The following is a 19,949-nucleotide window of genomic DNA, read 5'->3' on the forward strand; positions in this document are numbered from 1 at the left end:
CCGTCGCCGTCGCCGTCGCCGTCGCCGTTTTCGGGGTCGAGGTCGGGCAGGGGGACGCCGCGCCCGTCGCGGGCGATCGGCTCGTCTGGTTCGTCGATCTCGAAGTAGGTGGAGGTGGTGTCGAAGAACAGCAGGTCGACTTCCAGGTTGAGCAGGGTGGCGACCTGGTCGAACACCTTGCGCTCGACGGAGTCTTGGACCTGGTGCAGCCAGTCCATCGCCCGGTAGCAGGCGTCGTCGGAGCAGGCGGGCAGGCCGTCAATGTGAGCGTTGCGGCCGACCCAATGCGAGGCGGCCAGCTTGGAGGAGGCGTCCAAGGCGCGGTTGGCGACCAGCGCGAACAGCACCCGTTCGGTGAAGACGCTGCGCCGGGTGGAGGCCAGGATGCGCGTCAGGATCGTGTCGATCTTCAGCTGCCGCCAGAGCTGGTCGAGGAGATAGACCCCGCCGTAGGCGGTCGAGCCGATGAAGGTCAGCTCCGCGCCCGAGGTGAGGGCGGCGGCGCGGCCCGGGTCCAGCAGCCGGCACAGCGAGCCGACCAGGCGTTCGACGGCGGCGCGGTCGATCTGGTCTTCGCGGCCGAAGTTGTGCAGGACCTTCATCTTGGCGGCTTTGGCGATGGGATCCCACTCGTTGTGGGCGAGTTGGAGGTATCGCACCGTGGTGCCGTTTTTGTTCTTCCGGGTCGCTGTCCTGACGAACATGTCATCAGACCGTAGCAGTGTGTGTGCGCGTCGTGATGGGGTTATCGGCAAAGTCGTGTCACTAGGGCTTTCCGCCGCTTCCACCAGGCCAGACCGCGCTGACCTGCGGGTTCAGGCCCGAACATGCCCTGGATCATGAATTAGCTGCGGAACGCGGGTGTACAGAGGCAGCCGATTCGCGATCGCCACACAGCCAATCATCAGGTCTGCAGTGCGGGGGCGTGGTCGCGGCCCGGCGTCGGCGGCGCAGGGGGACCAGATCGCCGATGTGATGGCCATTACGGGTAACGGCGTATCGCTCCCCACGTTCCAGGCCATCCATGATCTCCGCTGCGCGATTGAGCAGGTCGCGTTGGGAGATCTCATGGGAATGGTCGGGCTCAGGCATGCTCACATCGGCAGTCGACTACCTGGTGCTATTTGGTGCTACGGAGTGGCACAATATGTGTGCGTCGCTCCTGTAGGGGCTGTAGTTGATATGAGCACCGGACACCCGGGGCGAGGTCGCTTCCTCCGACGCTCGCAATCCAGCTCACGCGAGTGCACCGGTCTGCCGCAGCAGGCTCATCGCGTCGGCGACGGCCCAGTGTTCGACCATCTGCCCGTCCCGGTAGCGGACGAGGTCCATCACCCGGAACTCGACCTGGTTGCCCGACGGAGGAACATCGAACCACGGGCCGGTGTGCCTGGCCCGGAACATCTTGTGAGTGGCCACAAGATCGCCATCCCCGACACAGTGCGAGATCCGCACAATGAGGTCGGAGAAGGCCGCGTGCATGGCCACCATGGTCGCTCGGACTCCTTCCCGGTCGTTCCCCTGCCCCGGTTCGGCCGTGTGATTGCGGTAGTCGGCATGGACGAGCGTGTCGATCAGCTCGAACCGCCCGTTCTCCTGCACCTGCTCGACGAAGAACCGCATGCGGTCCACGTGGGTTCTCAACTCAGCCGTGTCTGTCATGGGGCGAGTCCATCAGCTGCCCCCGAACGCCACCAAGACCGATCAGAGAACCCACCCATACCCTGGGGGTATGGAGTCGCGGGAACTGGCCTATTTCCTCGCAGTCGCCGAGGAGCAGAACTTCAGCCGGGCCGCCGACCGGCTCGGCATCGCTCAACCTCCGCTGTCCCGAGCGATCCAACGGCTGGAACGCCGGCTCGGCGTCCGGTTGCTGGATCGCACCAGCCGCCAGGTCTCCCTCACTCGTGCCGGCGAGGTTCTGCTGAAGGAGGGCCGTAAGGCGCTCACGACGCTGGCGACGGCCGAGCGTCTGGCTCGGCACGCCGGGCAAGCGACGTCGCGGCTGACGGTGGTGATGAAGCCGGGCGGCGGCGCCGGCCTGCTCGAATCTCTCTTGCCGCGTTTCGCCGCCCATCCCGATGCGGTCGACGTCGAGGTGCTGATCTGCGGCCTCGGCGAGGAGAAGGCCTTGCTGCGTGACGGGACGGCGGACGTCGCGCTGCTCCGCCTGCCACAGGACGACCTGTCCGGCCTGGCCACCGAAGAACTGCTGACCGAGCGCGAGCTGGTGGTGATGGCGCGCACGCACCGGCTGGCCGGGCGCACATCGGTACGCATGGCCGACCTGGCCGGCGAGGTCTTTCCGCGTTGGACCGCGGAGTCGCCGGGCAGCGGATCGGTCATCAAGGACACCGGGCAGGTGGCCGAACTGATCGCACTCGGCCGGATGGTCGCCGTGCTGCCCGAGTCAGTGGCCTGTCACCTCGGCCGCGACCTGGTCGCCGTTCCCGTCGACGGTCGCCAGACGACGTTGCTCGCCGCGTGGCCCGAAGAGCGCCGTGATCACGCGCTTGCCGTGTTCATCCGTACCGCGGCCGAGGTCGCCGCGATGCGCTCAACGCGCGTCACGCGCTGATGTCGTTCTTTCCACTATCTGCGCCGTTCAGGCCACGTCCGAAGGGTCCACGTAGGTACGGTCGTACGAGGGGAGGCAGGCGTGGTCGGACCGGTAGGAATCGCCGGTTCGCGTGCCGTGGGGCGTCCACACGTCGTCCTTGACCGGGATCACGTCGGCGATTCCCCCCCGGGATGGGCCATTCCGCATGGCCTTGCCGTCGGGTGGCCTCAGGCCGACGGGACGTCCCACGTCTCGGTGCGCGTCAGCGCCCCGTGCGTGCGGAAGGATCTGGCCCATCCAAGGGTCTCGAAGCGCCCGTTCTCGTCGTCGAGTTTGCCCGTCGCGAGGTCGCTCTCGCCCTTGTTGAAGTTGTACCGGTCCTCGGCGTGGATGGTGATCTCCATCGTCGCCCGCCCGCCCTCGACCCGGACGTCGGCCGAGCCCCACTGGGCGTAGGTGCCGAGCGTCTTCTGCCAGTTCTCCGACACGGACTGTCCGGACATCAACCCGCCCGTCATCTGGAATTGGCTCTGGCCGCTCTCCTTGTAGAGGCGAAGGGCCTCCGACTTCGCTCTTGCGACCGCGTGGTCGACGGATTCCCGGATGCCGTCGTCCTCGTCGTATGCATGCTCGAAGTCGACCTCGAAGTCGTCACCCGACCCGTTCAAGTAGTGCTCGTACACGGCGGTGCCGTCCTTCAGGTCATCCCGTTTCATCTGGCCGCCACGCAACATCGCCCGCCACTGGTACCAGCTCTTGTAGTCGTCAAGAGTCGGCTTCTCACGGGGGTCATACGGGAAATCGTGGTCATAGCCGATGGTCGGCGCCTGATGGCCGATACGGTATTCCCAGTTTTTCGCATCGCCTTTCGAAGGGTGAACGGGGGGCGGTGAGTGCCTTTCCGGCGCCTCTTCCAGCACCGTGGTCGCGGCTCCAGCGCTCGCCAGAGCGGTCGTACGCCCGAACGCCGGACGTGAGCCCTTCGCCGTGGCTGTGAACTTCGGCGTCTTGGCACCGAGCATCCGGCGCACCCGCGTCTCCACGGCGCGAATCAGCTTCTGCCCGAAATACCGCTCGAACTTGTGCCGCAGTGACGCCAGCGCCTTCCTGGCGGAAGCCCGCAGCACCATGATCGATCCCCGAGCCTTGAAGGCGGCGAAACCGCCGCTGATCGCCGCCGACGCGGCCGCCCACAGCAGGACGATCAGGGCGTACATCGCCAGCAGCTTGAGGATGATCTTGACGGTCTCGACGACCTTCGCGTACAGGTCGTGGCCGTCGGCCAGCGCGTGCAGGGCGGTCGCGAGGCTCTGCAGGTGCCCCTTCTGCCCTCCGTCATCGTGATAGTCGGCCCAGAACGTGTTGAACTCGTCGATGTGGTCGCCGGAGTTCTTATGGGAGGCGTACGTGACGACACCGTGAGCGCTGGGATTCACGGCGTCCGTCAGGTTGGTGGCACAGGAGCGATAGACGGCCCCGCACGCACGAATATGATCCTCGTCCTCTGGCGGCCATTCCACCCCGAGCAGAGAGAACGGGCCTTGCAGAGCCGCAGAGAGCACGATCGCCATCAGTCAGCCTCGAAGGGGGGTTCCTGCGGTTCGCCGCCGAGGTCCCAAGACGACACCGGCCTCACTGTCTCGCTCTCACTTACGACGCAGCGTTATGATCGCGCCACTTTACTACAGCGTGACCCACAGGGCCCAGTTCGTGACGTGCGGTGAGGACGACGTCGACGATACGTGAGAGAGCGGCATACGCTCATGGTCGCGACTACAGTGGCCCGCGTGCCATACTCCGGACCCGAAGGTCGCGTCATCTTCCTCAACGGGACATCGAGCGCCGGCAAGACCACTCTGGCCCGGGCCATCCAAGACCAAAGCGACATTCCCTTCGTCTACTGGGGAATCGACACCCTGTTCAGCCTCGTCCCCCCGAACTGGGGCGGCGGACGCGACGGCCCGCTCAGCAGATCCGGCTTCTGGTACGACCGCACCACCCGGGACGAGGACGGCCATCCCCAGGTGGTCATCCGCTACGGCCCGGTCGGCCGCCGCATGATCCGTTCGGCCTGCACCGCCGCGGCATCCTTCGCCCGCGGCGGCGATAGCGTCGTCATCGACGAAATGTTGCTGACCCCCGACCTGCTGCTTATGTGGACGGAAGCGCTGGCAGGTCTCGATGTCCTGCTCGTCGGCGTGATGTGTCCGCTGGCGATCGCCGAGCAACGAGAAACAGGGCGCCGCAACCCACCCGGTTTGGCACGCGGGCACCTTCGGACGGTCCACGACCACGGCGTCGCCTATGACATGACGGTGGACACCAGCACGGGAACACCCACCGGCCTGGCCGAGGCCGTCCTGCTGCGTCAGTCGGGCAGGCGATGAACCCTGTGCGGCCACACGTGGTCGGACCCGGCAGGGCAAGGTCCATGACCGGCTGAGAGCCCCCGGACGTCGTAGGCGGCTGACGCGGTTCCGGGAGCCTGCCGTTGTCCGTCCGGGACGCGGAACGCCGCGAACGGGCGGCCGTGGAAGGCGTGATGGACCGTGAACAGGAATCGGGAGTTCGCCGAACTACCATCGGCGCTGTTTTCGGCCGCTATTTCGCATCCATCCACCGCCACGTTCGGCTGCGCTTGGGCGCGTCGGCCGCGGGCGACCTCGCCGCGAAGACCTTCCTGCGTGCCTTCCGCAGCTCAGCTACGAGGAGGTGGCCGAAGCTCTCGGCATACCTCGGGGAACGGCGGGATCGCGTCCCAATCGTGCCCGCAAGAAGCTCCGCAAGATTATCGGCGGTGGAGTACCAGCGCGCGGGGCAGGGCCACGAGCGCTCCCTGGCCTGCCGTTCCAGGCCACCGATCTCCTCGCCGATCCTGATCGGGCTCTGGCGAAGATCCGCCAGGACGCGGAGACGTTCGTCCGGTCGGACCAGCGCAGACGAGGAGAGACGGACCTGGGCGAGGAGGAGATCAACACGAGGGTCGAGAAGGTCGTCGCGAGAGGCTGGCCCAGGACCCGCTCACCTCCTCCCAGATCAGGGCCGCGGTCTTCCGCGCGCTGTCGAAGCTGCCGACCGTGACCATCGTCCCGAAACCTCACCGACCCCGCCGGACGGCACGCGGTGGGCGCCTCGCTCAAGCTTGGGAGCCCTTACGGCTGGGAACGTGGGGAGCTCATCTTCGAGCCGGCCACGTACCGGTTCCCCGGCTACCCGAGCCGGCTCGGGCGGCAGGAAGGCGGGCAGGTCACGGAGGTTGCGAGCCGGAGGTTCCCAAGGACGCCGGCAAGCCGATGTTCTGCTGACCGGGTCACGCTCGGCGGACGCTTCTCGTCCGGCTCGACGGCCGCGGCGCACCCTCAGCTCACACCCTCTCGCGCGGTACGCCGAGCCAGCGAAGCGACCCGGATGGCGCACGTCGTACCGATCGCGAGGAGGACGATGCCGGCGGTGACCACCCGCAGGAGACCGTCGGCGGAGGAGGGCGCCGCGAAGTAGACACTCCCGAGCCCGGCGACGGCGGCCACCCCGGCGAGCATCGGGCCGGTGGCGTTCAGCGCCGAGATCGCTGACGCGAACCGCGCCTCCACCAGGGAGGTGATCTGCGCGATCAGCGGACTGTACCCGGCGGCGTGGCCGGCCCCGGCGAGGAACAGCAGCGGTATGGAGCCGAGCGGGCTCCACTCGTCACGGTAGAGGAGCACCAGCAGGGCCGACCCTGCCGCGAACGTGATCGGTCCCGCTATCGGCAGTGTGCTCTGCAGCCACTGCGGGTAGCGGTTCCAGCTCAGGCTGAGCGCGCCGAAACCGAGGGCGTACGGGACGAACGCCAGTCCTGCCTGGAGCGGGGAGTAGCCGAGCGCGGTCTGGAGGTGCAGGGTCAGGGTGAGCAGGAAAACGGTGTAACACCCCATGATGATCCAGCAGGCTGCCAGCCCTGGCTTGGTTCCGTCCGGCCGCAGCGCCGCGAAGTCCAGCAGCGGCTGCCGCACTCTGGTCTCATAGCGGGCGAACGCCACCAGCAGCGCGGCGCCGCAGGCCAGTGAGATCCATGCCCACGTGGGCCAGCCGTGGTCCTGGCCGAAGATGAGCGGGACGGTGAGCGCCGTCATGGCGGCGGTCAGGAGGACCACCCCGGCCAGGTCGAGCCGTACCTGCTGCCGGTCCGTGCGGGAGTGAAGCAGGACGCGCGGGCCGACCGTCAACAAGATCACGCCGATCGGGATGTTGATCAGGAAAATGGGCCGCCAGGAGAGGCCGAACAGGTCAGCACCGGCGACCAGCCCTCCGATGACCTGCCCCAGCGCGACCCCCAAGGCGAGCACCATGCTGTAGACGCCGATGGCCCTGCGGCGAGCTGCTCCCTCCCAGTGCATGTGGATGAGGGAGAAGATCTGCGGCGTGAGCAGTGCCGCCCCCATGGCCTGGGCGACGCGGGCGAGCACCAGCACGGTCGCGTCAGGAGCCAGCCCGCACAGCAGCGACGCGCCGGTGAACCAGCCGAGCCCCAGCAGGAACGCACGCCTGTGTCCGATGACGTCGCCGATTCGCGCGCACGTGACCAGGAGCACGCCGGTGGTCAGCAGGTAGCCCGACACGATCAGCTGGATCTCGGCACCGCTGGCGTGCAGGCCCTCGCGAATGGTCACCGCCCCTACGGACACGATCGACCCGTCCATGGACGCCATGGCCTGCCCGGTGAGCAGCACGGCCAGCATCCGGCCCCGGTGTGCGGCCGTCACGGGCGGAGGAGCAAGAGTGATCATGCGTTCAGCATCGACCGTCCGGTGCCGCCCCGTCTTGAAGGAATATGCGGACGGCACTGTCGGTGGTGCTGCGTAGGGTTGTCCGGTGCGTACTGCGAGAAGGCTGATCGAAAGCCCACACTTCGTGATCTGCGCGGTCGAGTGCGCGGACGACCACGCGGGCTGGTCGGCTCCCGAGACGTCACCCGCCGCCCAGGTCGTGCTGGTCCGGCGGGGCCGGTTCCGGCTCGATTCCCAGGGCCGTCAGATGACGGTCGAACCCACCACCGGCTACCTCCACCGTCCGGGGCAGGAGATACGCTTCGCCCACCCCGCAGGCGGTGACGTGTGCACCTCGATCACGTTCACCGGTGATGTGCTGACGGCCGGGCTCGATGCCGTCCGTTCTCCCGCGCTCCGCGTTGACGCGCGGCTCGAACTGGCCCACCACCTGCTGCTGCGTACCAGCGCGGACCCTGACTTCGCCGCCGTCGAGGCCGTCCTGGACCTCCTGCTGCCGGCGCTGCGTGAGCAGCCCGAGGACGTGTCGCCGCCGGGTCGGCGGGAGCTGGCGGATCGTGCTCGGGAGGCCATCGTCGCCGACGAGCCGGGCTGTGCCAACCTGATAGCCCTGGCCCACCGGCTGCAGACCTCCCCGTCTCACTTGAGCCACACCTTCCGCCATCACGTGGGCATGCCCGTGAGCCGTTACCGCAATCGCATACGCGTGAGCCGCGCGCTGACGCGCCTGGACCAGGGCGAGACGGACCTCGCGGCGCTCGCGGTCGGCCTCGGCTTCAGCGACCAGGCCCACCTGACCCGGGTCATGCGCGACGAACTAGGTCACACTCCCGGCCGAGTCCGTACGCTGCTCTCCTCCGGAGCGGCAACCTCCGCCCAGCTCCAGGGAAAGGGGCGACCTTGAGGGATCCGGGAGCGAGGCCGCCGCCGCCCTCTACGAGCTCAAGACCTCGCTGGGGCGAGCTGCACCCATCAGAGAGAACATACGTAGTGTCCTGATCTTCGCGTGTTTCCTTCGGAGGAGTCATGTCCCGTCCCAAGCTTCCCCCACCGGCGCCCGGCGATGTGCTGCTGGTCTGCACGTGTTACGAGGACGGCACGGCACTGTACGGCCAGTTGCTCAACGAGATCGGGGGGCACCAGGAAGGCGACGTGCTCGTTCTCGGGGACAGCGGGGTGCGGCTCCGCCTGGCCGAGGACTCCGGATGGGATTACCTGCACGGCGGCAACGTCCCGGCGCTCATCCTGGACGGCCCTGTGCCGCCGGTCGCCGTCCTGGTGGACATTCCGGTGGTGTACGGCGGAGCCGGGCCACTGCTGGTGGACCTGGCGGCTATACCCGGGCGCGGGGTCCGGGTTCCGCCGGACCGGCTCGGCGAGATCCTGGCGGCCCTGCTGGCCGGCGCGCTCGCGTTCGACGACCTGGTACGCGACATGGACCGGTTCGGCCTGTACCAGGGGGACGGCGGCCGGCCGGCCTTCCCCGTGCCGGCGGCGGCGCCGCACCGCTCTTTCCCTGCGCTGCCCTCCACCGGCTCAGCCCTGCTGGTCCGCACCTCCTTCGACGACGAGGAAGCCTGGCACGCCCTGCTGGCCGAGCTGGGCGGGGCCGACGAGGACGGCCGGCTCGGCGCGGACCTGGACGAGGACGAGATCGACGTGGAGGAATTCCCGTTGGAGGCGCTGGTCGTCGACGACCGGGCCTTCGAGGGCCTCCAGCCGGGAGAGATCCCGGCGCTGGTGCCGCCCGAGGAGCACACCACGCTGGTCGCGCTCGCCGACGACCGGACCTTTGCCGAGCCCGGCCGACCGCTGACCGTCGTCGACCTGTACGACATCCCAGGGCAACCCGCCGTCCTTCCCTGCCGCATGGCCGGGTCGCTCGCGTGCAACCTGGAGATCGCCAACATGGACTTCCACGAGTTCATCGCCGAGGAGGGCGAGGAGCCGTGGTGGGAACGCTCCTGACAGGACCCTCATCCGGGTCCTGTACCGCTTTGACCGGCCGCTGTCGCCTGTGGAGGACTGGCGTCAGGCCTACACCGGCCAGCAGCCCTCCACTGTCCATCACTGCTGAGCGTCACGAAAGTGTCGGTCCTTGGCGTCGGAATCTCCCCGTAGATGAGTGTGACCAACGCGCCTGAGAAGGAGTCGTTCCTGTGCCGAGCGACCTCGTGGAGATGGCTTTGCGCGAGTTTCATGTGGTCGCGGAGCGACGTAAGGAGGGAGGCGAGTCCCGGTCCGGTGCCGCGGTCTGTGCAGTGCGGACGGCCCATGGCGATGCCGCGTATCTCAAGGCCACTCCAGCGGCGCTGGGTGCGCAGGCACTGGTGGCCGCGCGGCGAGAGTTGCGGTTCTATCAGAACCTCGCACCGGTTGTCCCCGTGCACACCCCACGACTCCTTGACCGCCTGGACACCGAGCAAGGTGTGGCCGTGCTGCTCACGGCCGCAGGCCGGCCCCAAGGCAGCGCGTCCTGGACCCCGGACATGTGGGCCGGACTGGGCGAAGATCTTGCCGCCCTCCATTGCATGCCGCTGCCCACGGTCGACGGCTGGAACCGGCCCGACGCGTTGCTGGATGCCCTGGATTCCCCGAACCTTCCCGAGGTCAGCGCTTTCTGGGCGGACAGGCTCCCGCAGCTCGGCGACCTGCTCACCCGCCGTGCCGAACTCCGGGAGGAGATCGCTGCGCCGTCGCCGGCCTTCATCCATGGAGACTGTCACACCGACAACATCATGCCTTCGGCGCGCGCGCTCATTTTCTGCGACTGGCAGTCGACCGGAGTCGGTCGGCCCGTCAGCGACCTGGCCTTCCTCAGCGTGCGCGCAACCCCCTCCGGCACGGTCGTGCCCCGGAGGTTTATGGATTCCTACCTGCATCATCGTCCCCGCGACCGCCGCGTTCTGGAACGCGCCCTGGTTGCGGAAGAACTCGCCGTCCTCGTCTTCCTCTGGCCGCCTTACGCGTCATTCAACAACACGGAAGGGATCGCTCGCATTCAGGTGAGAACACGCGAACTCGCCGACCGCTACCTCGGCGGCGCCCGCTGACATCGACGCGACGCCGCACACCCTGGCCGGCCGGTACAGCCCTCAACACCAGCCCGGGTGCGGTCTGGCCTGATCGACCCGCACGATGAGAATGTACGGATGCGCGCAGCCCTGTGGATGATCCTCATCGGTCCGGCCGCAGCGGGAAAGAGGTGATCTCAGAGGACCCGTCACGCCTGCGGGGCCTCACGGTCGCCCGGTGACGGCAACGTCCACCCCGATCAGCTTCCGTCCACTAGCCGATGAGGGCCTCGGTGATCTGGCGGGTGGTCTGCGCGGCGATCCTCGGGTTGACGGCGGCATAGGAGGTGTAGGCGTTCAGGCCGGTGGTGAGGGCCCAGCCGCGGCCCCGGGTCCAGGTGGCGTCGTCCACACCGAGCGCGGCGCGGAAGGCGGCCCGGCTGCCGGCCGACATCAGGGTGTAGGCGATGGTGAGGTCGCAGGCCGGATCGCCGATGCCGAGCCCGCCGAAGTCGATGACGGCGTTGAGGCGGCCGTCGAGGGTCAGCAGGTTGCCGGTGTGGAAGTCGCCGTGGAACCAGACCGGCGGGCGGTCCCATGCGGGGGCGTTCAGGGCGGTCTCCCACAGGTCGGTCATGGCGGTGGTGTCGAACACGTCGCCGACCTGTGCGATGGCGGCCAGCGTCGCGTGATCGCGGCTCTTCAACGACTGGCCGGTGAGGTCGTCGCGGGCCTCCAGGGTCTGTACGTCCTCGGGCATGTACTGCTGAAGGGCGAGCAGGAACTCCGCCAGCCGGACGGCGGCCGCGGACGAGTGGGCCAGTGCCTCGACGGTCGCCACCTCGCCCTCCAGCCAGCGGGACACCGCCCACCGCCACGGGTAGCCGAAGCCGGGTTCACCCACTCCCACCGGCACCGGGATGGCCAGGGGCAGCTGGGGGGCGAGCCGGGGCAGCCACTCGAGTTCTTTGGCGGCCTGCCCGACGGCGCCGGCGTGGCGGGGCAGCCGGACGGACAGCTGCTCGCCCAGCCGGTAGATCACGTGGTCGGAGCCGGCCGGGTCGAGCAGCGTCAGCGGCAGCTCGGCCCACTGCGGGAACTGTGTGTCGACCAGCCTTCTGGCCAGTGCGGCGGTGATCGTGGGGCGGGTGTCGGCGGGTCTCGAGGTCGCCAAGAGCAACTCCTGTGATCGGCCCGCTCCGTGTGGCGGGCGGCCGGACCATCACAGTGCACCACGGGCTTGCCTGTCGATCGGATTTCCGCACCGGCTGTGCCGCTGTTCGGTGCGCCCCTGCTGATCGCCGATCATGAGGTATGACTCGCGCTCTGTCGACGCCGCCCGTCATCCCCGCCGGCTCGCTCGCCGGCTCCCCCCAACCCGTGCTGCCCGCCGCCGGGGGCCTGGTGCTGCGTCCCTGGGAGGGGGCCGATGCGTCGGCATTCCTCTCCGCGTACGAGGACGACGAGATCAGGCGCTGGCACACGCGCCGCCCCTCGACCGTGACCCAGGCCCGGGAGTGGTTCGACGCCTATCGTCAGGACTGGGGACGAGAGAGGGGCGGCCACTGGGCGGTGACCCGTGACGGTGGCGAGGTGCTCGGCCGGATCGCGCTACGTGGCCTGGACTTCGACGACGGCATGGCCGGGGTCGCCTACTGGGTGCTCCCGGTCGCCCGTGGCGCCGGCGTGGCCTCCCGTGCCCTCGCGGCGCTCACGGCCTGGGCCCTGGAAGAGATCGGCTTCCACCGCCTGGAGCTGGACCATTCGACGCGCAACACGGCCTCGTGCAGGGTCGCCACGAGGTCCGGCTATCTGCTGGAAGGCACCAAGCGGAGCGCCGCCGTGCATGACGACGGCCGGCACGACATGCACCTGCATGCCCGTATCCGGGGTATGTGAGGATGTCCGGTAGGCCGCTGCCGCATCCTTTTGTTCGCCAACCTTGCCAAGACCGGTAATCCCTATAAGGATGAAAAGCCGATGACATCGGCTAACGGGCGCCCCCGCGCCTTCCCCTTTTACATCGTGTGCGACGTGTCGCATTCGATGCACACCGCCCGCGAGGACGGGCGGCCCACCCCCTTCGAGGTGTTGTCGAACTGCGTGGGGGAGTTGCTTTTCGAGCTGGAGGCGGGCGACCCGGGCGTCAGTGAGGCCGCGCACGTCGCCGTCGTGTCCTTCGCCGACAAGATCGAGGTGGTGCTTCCGCTGACCAGGCCGTGCGACGCGATCAGGGTCCCGGCCCTGAAACCCGGTATGCAGACGGATTACCTGGCAGCTTTCCGCGGGCTCGTGAAGATCATTGATAAGGATTACAGGAAGCTGTCCAAACAATTCGACGTACGGGCGCCGGTGGTCTTCTTCATCACCGACGGCGAGCCGTACGTCGGCGCGAACCACCAGGCCGTCGAGATCTGGGGCCCCGCGCGCGACCGGCTGGCGAGCCTCAACCCGGCCCCGTACATCGTGGCCCTCGGCTTCGGGACGGTGCAGGAGGACACCCTGCGACGGGTCGCCACCACTCTGAGGGGCGAAGTGCTGGCGTTCGCGGGCGAGGTCGCGACGGGGGCGGCCACGGTACTGCACGGCATCGCGCAGGCCGTATCCGACAGCATCAGCGCCTCCGTCAACAGGAACACGGCCGTTCTGCGCGGACCGGCAGGGATGCGGCAGCTGAGATGATCAAGGCGGCGCTGGCGGGATTGCTCCTGGTCATCGGCATCGGTCCGGTGGGTGCGCGGCCTGCTCCGTCGCCGGAGCCGACGGTGACGGTGACCGTGACGCCCAGTCCGGCGCAGGGGGGCGGGTCGGCGTCGGGCTGGCCGCTGTGGATCCTGTCCGGCGTCGCCGGCGCCGGTGCCGTGCTTCTCGGGCGGTTCGTGCTCGCGCGCAGGAACCGTACCGCCGCCACCGACGGCAGAACGCCACTCGGCCCGCCTCCCCAGCCGCTGCCCGTCCTGCTGGCGGGCGGCGCGGACTCGCGCGCCCCGGGTGTCGCGCTCGACGGCGGCATGCTCGCGCAGACCACGATCCGCGCCGTGAGCATCCGCGGGCGGCGCCATCGATATCGCGGCGAACCCCTGCAGGACGCCTACGCGGTACGGCTGAGCGCGGACGGACGGTGGGTCATCGCCGCCGTGGCCGACGGGCTCGGCAGCACGCTGCACGCCGAACACGCCGCCGCGGTGGCCGTACGCGCCGCCACGAGTCTCTCCCTGACCCCCGACCTCGGCTGGCACGCGGCCTTCGCCACCATCGCGGGGGAGGTCATGCGCGCCACCGCCCGGTTCGCCGGCCAACCCGCCGGCCAACCCGTCAGCAGGGCGTCGGATCCGCCCGCCACGACGCTGACGATCGCGGTGGTCCCCGCGGACGGCGGGCGCGGGGTCGCCGCCTGCGCGGCCATCGGGGACTCGCCGGCTCTGTGGCTCCATGACGGGACGTGGACCGAGCTCTTCCCACCGGATGGGCAGCGACCGGCCAACGTCACGTCCGCCCTCCCGGACGACCTCGGTGAGCTGCGGGAACGGCAGATCGACTGGCAGCCGGGCGATGTGCTCGTCCTGTGCAGCGACGGGTTCGGGACGGCCATGGGCGGCGGCGGCAGCGTGCTCGCCCAGCAGCTCGTCACATCGTGGAGCTCGCCGCCCGCGCTGCGCAGCTTCTTCCGAGACGTGGGTTTCCATCTGTCGACCTACGACGACGACCGGACCGTTCTGGCGTTGTGGGCGGGCCGCCACGACACGGCCGTCCTGTGACAGGAGTTGCGGCGGCAGAAGCATGAATCCCCCAGACGTGGTCGACGAAGCAGATCTGACGCCCCCCACGGACGCCCATGCCTACTCCCTGCGCCCGGGAGGTCAGGCGCGCAGCCTGGCGCCGTGCGAGGTCGGCGGTGTCCCTGGCCGGTTCCTGTTCAAGCGGTACGACGAGGAGACGCTGGCGGGGCTGGACGAGGAGGCCCTGCTCGCCATGGTGCGCTGGCGGCGCGAACTTCCCCGGCACGACCGCGAGACGCTCGATCAGCGTTGTGCGTGGCCGGTCGCGGCGGTCCGGGACGACCGGATCACCGGCATCCTGATCAGGCCCGCGCCCAGGCAGATGTTCGTCGAGCTGCGCGACCGGCTGGTGCCGCGGCACCTCGATGAGCTCACGCGGTCGCCCGAGCGGGTGAGCGCCCTTCGCGATCACTATGGCACGCGGTACTACGAGCCGCCCTACAAGCTGGCCGTCCTCGGCCAGCTGCTCGCGACGGTGCAGTGGTTGCACGAGCGGGGCTATGTGGTGGGCGATCTGCAACTGCGCAACGCCGTCTTCACCATCGACCCCGCGCCCGCGGTATACCTGCTGGACTGCGACTCCTGCCTACCGGCCGGGGGCCGCGGCGCCTTGGCGGAGGTCGATCCCGAGCAGTGGAAACTCCCCCGTGAAGGCGCGTTCACCCAGGAGTCCGACTACTACAAGCTCGCCTGGGCCGTCGTACGGTGCCTCCAGGAGAGCGCCGAGGCGTGGTCGCTCGACGATGCCGCGCTCGCCAGGGTGCTGCCCTTGCGGCACCGCCGCCTGATAAGGCAGTGTCTGGACGGTTCACCGGAATCAGTGGACACCGCGCGATGGAGGGCGGCCGGCGAGTCGTGGCAGTGGCTCGTCACTCCCGAACGCATCTACGTCGAAACCGACTCCAATCTGCGCGAGGCGTGGCGGCGGGGGAAGTCCGCGGTGGGGGACGGCTCGCGGGGTCGGCGCGGGGCAGTCGTGGTGCTGCTCGTCGTCCTGGCGGCGATCGCCGTCGTCGTAGCGGTCACGTTGGGAGCCTGAATGGACACCGGCGAGCCACGGCACATCGGGCCCTACGAGGTGCTCGGCCGTCTGGGAGTCGGCGGCCAGGGCACGGTCTACCTCGGGCAGAGCGAGGCCGGCCGGGTCGCGATCAAGGTGATCCACGCGCAGGGGGCGGCCGACCCGAGGGCGCGCAGGCGGTTCGCGGACGAGGTGTCCATCGCGTCGCGGGTGCCCAGGGCGTACACCGCGATGATCATCGACGCCGCCATCGACCGTGACCAGCCGTACATCGTGAGCGAGTACGTGGAAGGCCCGTCGCTGCAGAGGCTCGTCGACAACCACGGGCCGCTGTCGGGGCCCGCGCTCGAACGGCTGGCGACCTACACGGCCACCGCCCTGGCGGCGATCCACGGCGTGGGAGTCGTCCACCGGGACCTCAAGCCCGCCAACGTCATCATCGGGCCGGACGGACCACGTGTCGTGGACTTCGGGGTCGCCCGGGCCCTTGAGGCGACCGCCGTGATCACCACGCCCGTGGGAACCCCGGGCTATCTCGCGCCGGAGCAGGTGGGCGGGGCCGACGCCGAAGTGGGCTTCCCCGCCGACGTGCACGCGTGGGCGGCCACCATGTATTTCGCCGCCACCGGCAGGATGCCGTTCGCGGGCAGCAACGTGGCCGTCATCATCAACCGTGTTCTGAACGAAACCCCCGACGTGGCGGTGATCTCCGAGCCGCTGCGTTCGCTGATCGCCGACTGCCTGGCCAAGGATCCGGCGCGGCGGCCCACCACCATGGAACTGCTCGGCCGCCTCGTGGGGCATCAGGCGGAGAACGCGCAGGCGACGGTGCCCCGTACCAGGATCCTGTCGTCCGTCATCGGAACGCTGAAGGAGACCACCACGCTGGGCAGCGGGCCCGCGGCCGACATCGTGATCCACGGGGAGGGCATCGCCCCGGCGCACGCCACCGTCCGCAAGGTGAGCGCCGGCTACCGGCTGCACGACCACAGCAGCGGCCTGGGGACGTTCATCGACGGCAGCCCTGTGCTCTACGCGACCCTGCGACCGGGCGATCGGTTCACGATCGGTACGGCGGTGCTCCGCCTCACCGAGGCGGGGGAGCTGGAGCGTGTACGGCTCAGCCGGGTGATGCCCCCCGCGCGCTGGTGGCTGCTGCTTCTCCTCGTCGCGGCAGTGGCGCTGATGGCCATCGTCGCGGTCACGGGATAGTCACGGGCGTGGGCGCGGTGACGTTCACACGCTCCCCGGTCCTGGAGTCGAGGGTGAAGGCGCCGCTGGCACCGCGGATGACGTTGGTGCCGGTGAACAGGTAGAGCTGCCCGCGCACCGCAGCGGTGGAGGGCAGGCTGAGCTGGGACGGGTCGGCGCCGATGGCGGCCTTCTGCACCGCGGTGGCCGCGGCGGTCACCGCGTCGTACGCCATGATCGCCAACCCGCTGCCGAGATGCGCCGCGGAGAAGGTCTCGCCATGGTGGGGCGCCACGAACTCGTTACGGAACTGCTGGTAGAGCTGGCGGTGCTGGTTGTCCTCGTGGTCGAGCCGCTTGGGGTCGGCGAGCGGCACGAACATCACCTTGATGGGCGCTTCCGGGTCGTGCAGCGACGGGTCATCCGGATCCTGGTTCTGGGCGTCGTCGCCGGTGACCACGGTGATCGGCGTGGATCGGCAGGGCCGGTTCCGCAGGAGCTTGAGGAACGTGGGCATGAACGTCTGGCGGCCGGCGTAGAAGATCATGTCGGTCTTCGATCCGCAGATCGTGTCGCTGATGGTCCGGAGGAGCGAGGGTCCGCCACGCGGGTCAAAGGGAAAACTGAGCCCGGACTCGTCGATGTACGGCTTCAGCCCGAGCTCCGGATCGAGGAAGGCGTCCTTCAGCGAGAGGGCGTAAAGGTCTTTGGTGCCCTGCGGGGTCACGTCGGCCCACATCAGGGCCGCGCTCCCCTCGACCTTCTTCTTCTTGAACTCGTTCGCGATGGCTTCGAGCTGGGCCGAGGTGCTGACCGCGGTGCGGGTGAGACCGGGAATGGGTCCGCCGTCGTCGATCTCGCCGGTGGTGTTGAATCCGGCCGCGGTGATGAAGTCGGCCACCATCGGAATTCCGGGATCCTTCGCCAGGGCACGCGCGGCGTCGATGCTTTCCTGCTGGCTCGGGCCCATTCCGGTGACCGCGACGATCTGACCGGGGCTCCCCGTCGCGCCCGTCGCGGCGTTCTTCCGCACCGCCTGCACCGCCGTCCGCCACTTCGAGCCGTCGTGGCCGGTGTTGGCCAGTACGAGCCGGATCTTGGGGAACGTCTCGGACTGGTTGGCGCGATACTGGCCGATGAACGCCCCTTCGAGCTGGTGGAGAGCACGATCTCCGACCAGGCCGCGCGGGCCCGCCCCCATCGGGGCCATGAGCGCGATCGTGCTGTAGTCGTTGCCCTCGGTGACCTTGCGGTTCTCCGCCGCGATGACCTCCAGAAGCTGGTGGTACTCCTCGCCCAGGACCATCGTCCCGTCGGCCGGGTCCATCAGCCCGACGCATTCGCCGTCGATGGCGACGACGTCCTCGCTCTGCGTTTCGCAACCGCCCCAGGGCCACCACCCCTGGGAGTAATTCACGAGGACGACGGAGACCAGCACGGCGACGACAACGACGATCACCACGAGTTTGCGGCGGAAAAGCGTCCCCATCTGTCGTAAGAGGTTCCAGACGCGCGCGGCGAGGGAGGGTGCCGGTGCCGGTTCGTCATACATCTGGACTCCAACCCGTCACTGATCCCTTGGCCGCGCTCTCCCAGAATGTCGGTCGCACGCTTCCCCTCCCTGGGTCGACGGGCGCCTAAACTCTCCGTCATTAAAACGTGATCAATGACGGCCGGACAACGTTGGTTGGCGGGTTGATCTGGAAACGGTTGGCCTTCGTTATCTGGAGCGCTTGAGTCTCCGTTTTCGATGTGCAGCGCCCGAACGGTTGTGACGATCAGTAAGCCCGCCCGAAGATGACCCGCTTGCCATAGTCGGAGGCATCACCGCAGAGCACGCACCGTCCGGTCTCAGGGGCGCCGTCGAGCGGAATGCAGCGCGGAGTCGCCGCGACCTTGGCCTTGATGTCGGCCTCACACGCGGCCTTGCCGCAGTGGAACACCAACGCCCATCCCGACGCGACGGCCTCCGTGAAGGAGTCCCAGGACTCCACCCTCACGGTGTGAGCGTCGCGGAATTCGGTCGCCCGGTGAAGAAGGAACGCCTGGAAATTCTCCAGTACGCCAGGAAGGAGCTCCGGCGCGGAGGACAGCGGGATGTTCTGCTTGCCCTCGTCGCCGAGCCGCTTGGCCATCATCACGGTGCCGGACTCGAGCTCGCGCGGACCGAGTTCGAGGCGGACAGGAGCTCCGCGCAGCTCCCAGTCATGGAACCGGAAGCCGGGCGAAAGTTGTGCGCGATCGTCGACGTGGGCGCGTACACCGGCCGCCTTGAGCCGTCCCGCCAGCTCGCGCGCCGCGGCCGAGGTCTGCGCGCCCTGCACGCCGCGTCCGATCGGCACGATGACCACCTGATAGGGGGCCAGCCTGGGCGGCAGGACCAGCCCCTTGTCGTCGCCGTGGGTCATGATGACCCCGCCGATCATCCTCGTCGACATGCCCCATGAGGTGGTGTGACACAGCTCGAGCTGACCGGCTTCCGAGGTGTACTGGATGTCGAAGGCTTTGGCGAAATTGTTGCCCATGTAGTGGGAGGTGCCGGCTTGGAGCGCCTTGCCGTCCCTCATCATGCCCTCGATGGTGAACGTACGGACCGCGCCGGCGAACCGCTCACCGGCCGTCTTCTCACCCGGCACCACCGGGATCGCCGCGACGTCACGCGCGACCTCCGTGTAGAGATCGAGCGCCAGCATCGTCTCGCGCATCGCGTCGGCCTCGTCGGCGTGTGCCGTGTGCCCCTCCTGCCAGAGGAACTCCGTCGTGCGCAGGAACATGCGCGGCCGCAGCTCCCAGCGCACGACGTTGGCCCACTGGTTCAGCAGAAGGGGAAGGTCACGATGGGATGAGACCCACTTGGCCATCATCTCGCCGATGATCGTCTCCGAGGTGGGCCGGACGATCAGCGGCTCTTCGAGCTCCTTGCCGCCGGCGTGCGTGACGACGGCGAGTTCGGGCGAGAATCCCTCGACGTGATCGGCCTCTCGCTGGAGGTAGCTCTCCGGGATCAGGAGAGGGAAATAGGCGTTCTCGTGACCGGTGTCCTTGATCCGGCGGTCGAGCTCGTCCTGGATGAGCTCCCACAGGCGGTAGCCGTACGGTCGGATGACCATGGTGCCCTTGGCCGGGCCCCTGTCGACGAGTTGCGCCTTGGCGACCAGCTCGTTGTACCAGGCCGAGAAGTCCTCATGCTGAGGAGTCACACCACGTTCATCGCGTCCCATGCACGGAGAATATCGCTCACGACAGGCCATCGTGCCTCCTCGTACGGGGACGGCGCCGAACCGTGAGCGCACCCGTCCAGTGCCTGCTCGGTGCCGTCGGCCTGACGCTGACCACGACCTCCGTGAGAGGACTCGCCGCCTTCGCGCGGCGGTCTTGCGAGGGAGAAGTCGCCGACGACCCGTACGGCGTGCCGCCCTGACTGCTGGGGGCGGTGGAACATCATGCCGGAGACCCGCCGGAACGGCTGGTCGCGTGGCATACCGGCTCTACACCCGGGCTCACTAACGTGGCCGAGCGTCGCTTCAGCGCGGCGCCGATTACGTCTGCGGTCTCCGCGGACGGCCGTGCGGCCGGAAGGACAGGTCGGTGAGGTCGAAGCGATTGAGCGGCGAATAC

The 19,949-nt window shown here is 68.7% G+C and carries 19 protein-coding genes and 1 pseudogene; 12 read left to right on the forward strand and 8 right to left on the reverse strand.

Going from position 1 to position 19,949, the window contains the following annotated elements:
* Window positions 1–704, reverse strand: a pseudogene (locus E1294_RS28985) (IS1634 family transposase); the annotation flags it as partial.
* Between the two features lie 532 nt (window positions 705–1,236).
* The gene (locus E1294_RS28995; protein WP_132513562.1) at window positions 1,237–1,662 is read right to left on the reverse strand and encodes an ester cyclase; all 426 of its coding nucleotides are present in this window, start codon (window positions 1,660–1,662) and stop codon (window positions 1,237–1,239) included.
* 70 nt (window positions 1,663–1,732) lie between these two features.
* On the opposite strand from E1294_RS28995, the gene E1294_RS29000 reads away from it, so the two are divergent.
* Window positions 1,733–2,578, forward strand: a complete 846-nt coding sequence (locus E1294_RS29000; RefSeq protein WP_132513564.1) for a LysR family transcriptional regulator — start codon at window positions 1,733–1,735, stop codon at window positions 2,576–2,578.
* A gap of 27 nt (window positions 2,579–2,605) precedes the next feature.
* Here E1294_RS29000 and E1294_RS57380 read toward each other — a convergent pair whose 3' ends face one another.
* Both E1294_RS57380 and E1294_RS29005 read right to left on the reverse strand, forming a co-directional pair.
* Entirely contained in the window at window positions 2,606–2,731 is a 126-nt protein-coding gene (locus tag E1294_RS57380; RefSeq protein ID WP_281284531.1) for a hypothetical protein, read from the reverse strand.
* 56 nt (window positions 2,732–2,787) lie between these two features.
* Window positions 2,788–4,131 carry a WXG100-like domain-containing protein gene (locus E1294_RS29005; RefSeq protein WP_484213984.1) on the reverse strand — a complete coding sequence of 448 codons (1,344 nt, stop codon included), beginning with the start codon at window positions 4,129–4,131 and terminating at the stop codon, window positions 2,788–2,790.
* Window positions 4,132–4,338: 207 nt separating this feature from the next.
* Between E1294_RS29005 and E1294_RS29010 the strand changes: the two genes are divergently transcribed.
* Together E1294_RS29010 and E1294_RS57805 are read left to right on the forward strand one after the other, a co-directional pair.
* On the forward strand, window positions 4,339–4,947 hold the full coding sequence (locus E1294_RS29010; protein WP_220447995.1) for a chloramphenicol phosphotransferase CPT family protein: 609 nt from the start codon (window positions 4,339–4,341) through the stop codon (window positions 4,945–4,947).
* A gap of 223 nt (window positions 4,948–5,170) precedes the next feature.
* A complete protein-coding gene (locus tag E1294_RS57805) occupies window positions 5,171–5,641 on the forward strand; it encodes an RNA polymerase sigma factor (protein WP_342775090.1) in 471 nt (156 codons plus the stop codon).
* A 278-nt stretch (window positions 5,642–5,919) separates the two neighbouring features.
* Here E1294_RS57805 and E1294_RS29020 read toward each other — a convergent pair whose 3' ends face one another.
* Window positions 5,920–7,326 carry an MFS transporter gene (locus E1294_RS29020; RefSeq protein ID WP_220447996.1) on the reverse strand — a complete coding sequence of 469 codons (1,407 nt, stop codon included), beginning with the start codon at window positions 7,324–7,326 and terminating at the stop codon, window positions 5,920–5,922.
* Between the two features lie 85 nt (window positions 7,327–7,411).
* Between E1294_RS29020 and E1294_RS29025 the strand changes: the two genes are divergently transcribed.
* The 3 genes from E1294_RS29025 to E1294_RS29035 all read left to right on the forward strand — a co-directional run bounded on the left by E1294_RS29025 (window position 7,412) and on the right by E1294_RS29035 (window position 10,379).
* Window positions 7,412–8,230: a helix-turn-helix domain-containing protein gene (locus tag E1294_RS29025; protein ID WP_132513570.1), complete on the forward strand. Its 819-nt coding sequence runs from the start codon at window positions 7,412–7,414 to the stop codon at window positions 8,228–8,230.
* Window positions 8,231–8,352: 122 nt separating this feature from the next.
* Complete coding sequence (locus E1294_RS29030; RefSeq protein WP_132513572.1) at window positions 8,353–9,294, forward strand: DUF6924 domain-containing protein; 942 nt, start codon at window positions 8,353–8,355, stop codon at window positions 9,292–9,294.
* A gap of 191 nt (window positions 9,295–9,485) precedes the next feature.
* Entirely contained in the window at window positions 9,486–10,379 is an 894-nt protein-coding gene (locus tag E1294_RS29035) for a phosphotransferase family protein (protein ID WP_132513574.1), read from the forward strand.
* Window positions 10,380–10,614: 235 nt separating this feature from the next.
* Here E1294_RS29035 and E1294_RS29040 read toward each other — a convergent pair whose 3' ends face one another.
* Window positions 10,615–11,514, reverse strand: a complete 900-nt coding sequence (locus E1294_RS29040) for an aminoglycoside phosphotransferase family protein (protein WP_132513576.1) — start codon at window positions 11,512–11,514, stop codon at window positions 10,615–10,617.
* Between the two features lie 140 nt (window positions 11,515–11,654).
* On the opposite strand from E1294_RS29040, the gene E1294_RS29045 reads away from it, so the two are divergent.
* The 5 genes from E1294_RS29045 to E1294_RS29065 are packed head-to-tail and all read left to right on the forward strand — an operon-like array spanning window position 11,655 to window position 16,352.
* Window positions 11,655–12,239, forward strand: a complete 585-nt coding sequence (locus E1294_RS29045) for a GNAT family N-acetyltransferase (protein ID WP_132513578.1) — start codon at window positions 11,655–11,657, stop codon at window positions 12,237–12,239.
* 30 nt (window positions 12,240–12,269) lie between these two features.
* The gene (locus E1294_RS29050; RefSeq protein ID WP_165977529.1) at window positions 12,270–13,022 is read left to right on the forward strand and encodes a vWA domain-containing protein; all 753 of its coding nucleotides are present in this window, start codon (window positions 12,270–12,272) and stop codon (window positions 13,020–13,022) included.
* Complete coding sequence (locus E1294_RS29055) at window positions 13,019–14,098, forward strand: protein phosphatase 2C domain-containing protein (RefSeq protein WP_132513582.1); 1,080 nt, start codon at window positions 13,019–13,021, stop codon at window positions 14,096–14,098. The genes E1294_RS29050 and E1294_RS29055 overlap by 4 nt, the downstream gene beginning before the upstream one ends.
* Before the next feature lie 22 nt (window positions 14,099–14,120).
* Window positions 14,121–15,158 carry a protein kinase family protein gene (locus tag E1294_RS29060; RefSeq protein WP_132513584.1) on the forward strand — a complete coding sequence of 346 codons (1,038 nt, stop codon included), beginning with the start codon at window positions 14,121–14,123 and terminating at the stop codon, window positions 15,156–15,158.
* Complete coding sequence (locus E1294_RS29065; protein ID WP_132513586.1) at window positions 15,159–16,352, forward strand: FHA domain-containing serine/threonine-protein kinase; 1,194 nt, start codon at window positions 15,159–15,161, stop codon at window positions 16,350–16,352.
* On the opposite strand, the gene E1294_RS29070 is transcribed toward E1294_RS29065, so the two are convergent.
* Window positions 16,342–17,820: a type 1 periplasmic-binding domain-containing protein gene (locus E1294_RS29070; RefSeq protein ID WP_132513588.1), complete on the reverse strand. Its 1,479-nt coding sequence runs from the start codon at window positions 17,818–17,820 to the stop codon at window positions 16,342–16,344. The genes E1294_RS29065 and E1294_RS29070 overlap by 11 nt on opposite strands.
* A gap of 289 nt (window positions 17,821–18,109) precedes the next feature.
* Entirely contained in the window at window positions 18,110–19,531 is a 1,422-nt protein-coding gene (gene proS / locus E1294_RS29075) for a proline--tRNA ligase (protein ID WP_220447997.1), read from the reverse strand.
* Window positions 19,532–19,614: 83 nt separating this feature from the next.
* Between proS and E1294_RS53035 the strand changes: the two genes are divergently transcribed.
* Window positions 19,615–19,752 (forward strand): hypothetical protein, encoded by a 138-nt coding sequence (locus E1294_RS53035; RefSeq protein WP_165977530.1) that lies wholly within the window; start codon window positions 19,615–19,617, stop codon window positions 19,750–19,752.
* Window positions 19,753–19,949 lie beyond the last annotated feature (197 nt).

Source organism: Nonomuraea diastatica (assembly GCF_004349015.1).
GTDB classification, from domain to species: Bacteria; Actinomycetota; Actinomycetes; order Streptosporangiales; family Streptosporangiaceae; genus Nonomuraea; species Nonomuraea diastatica.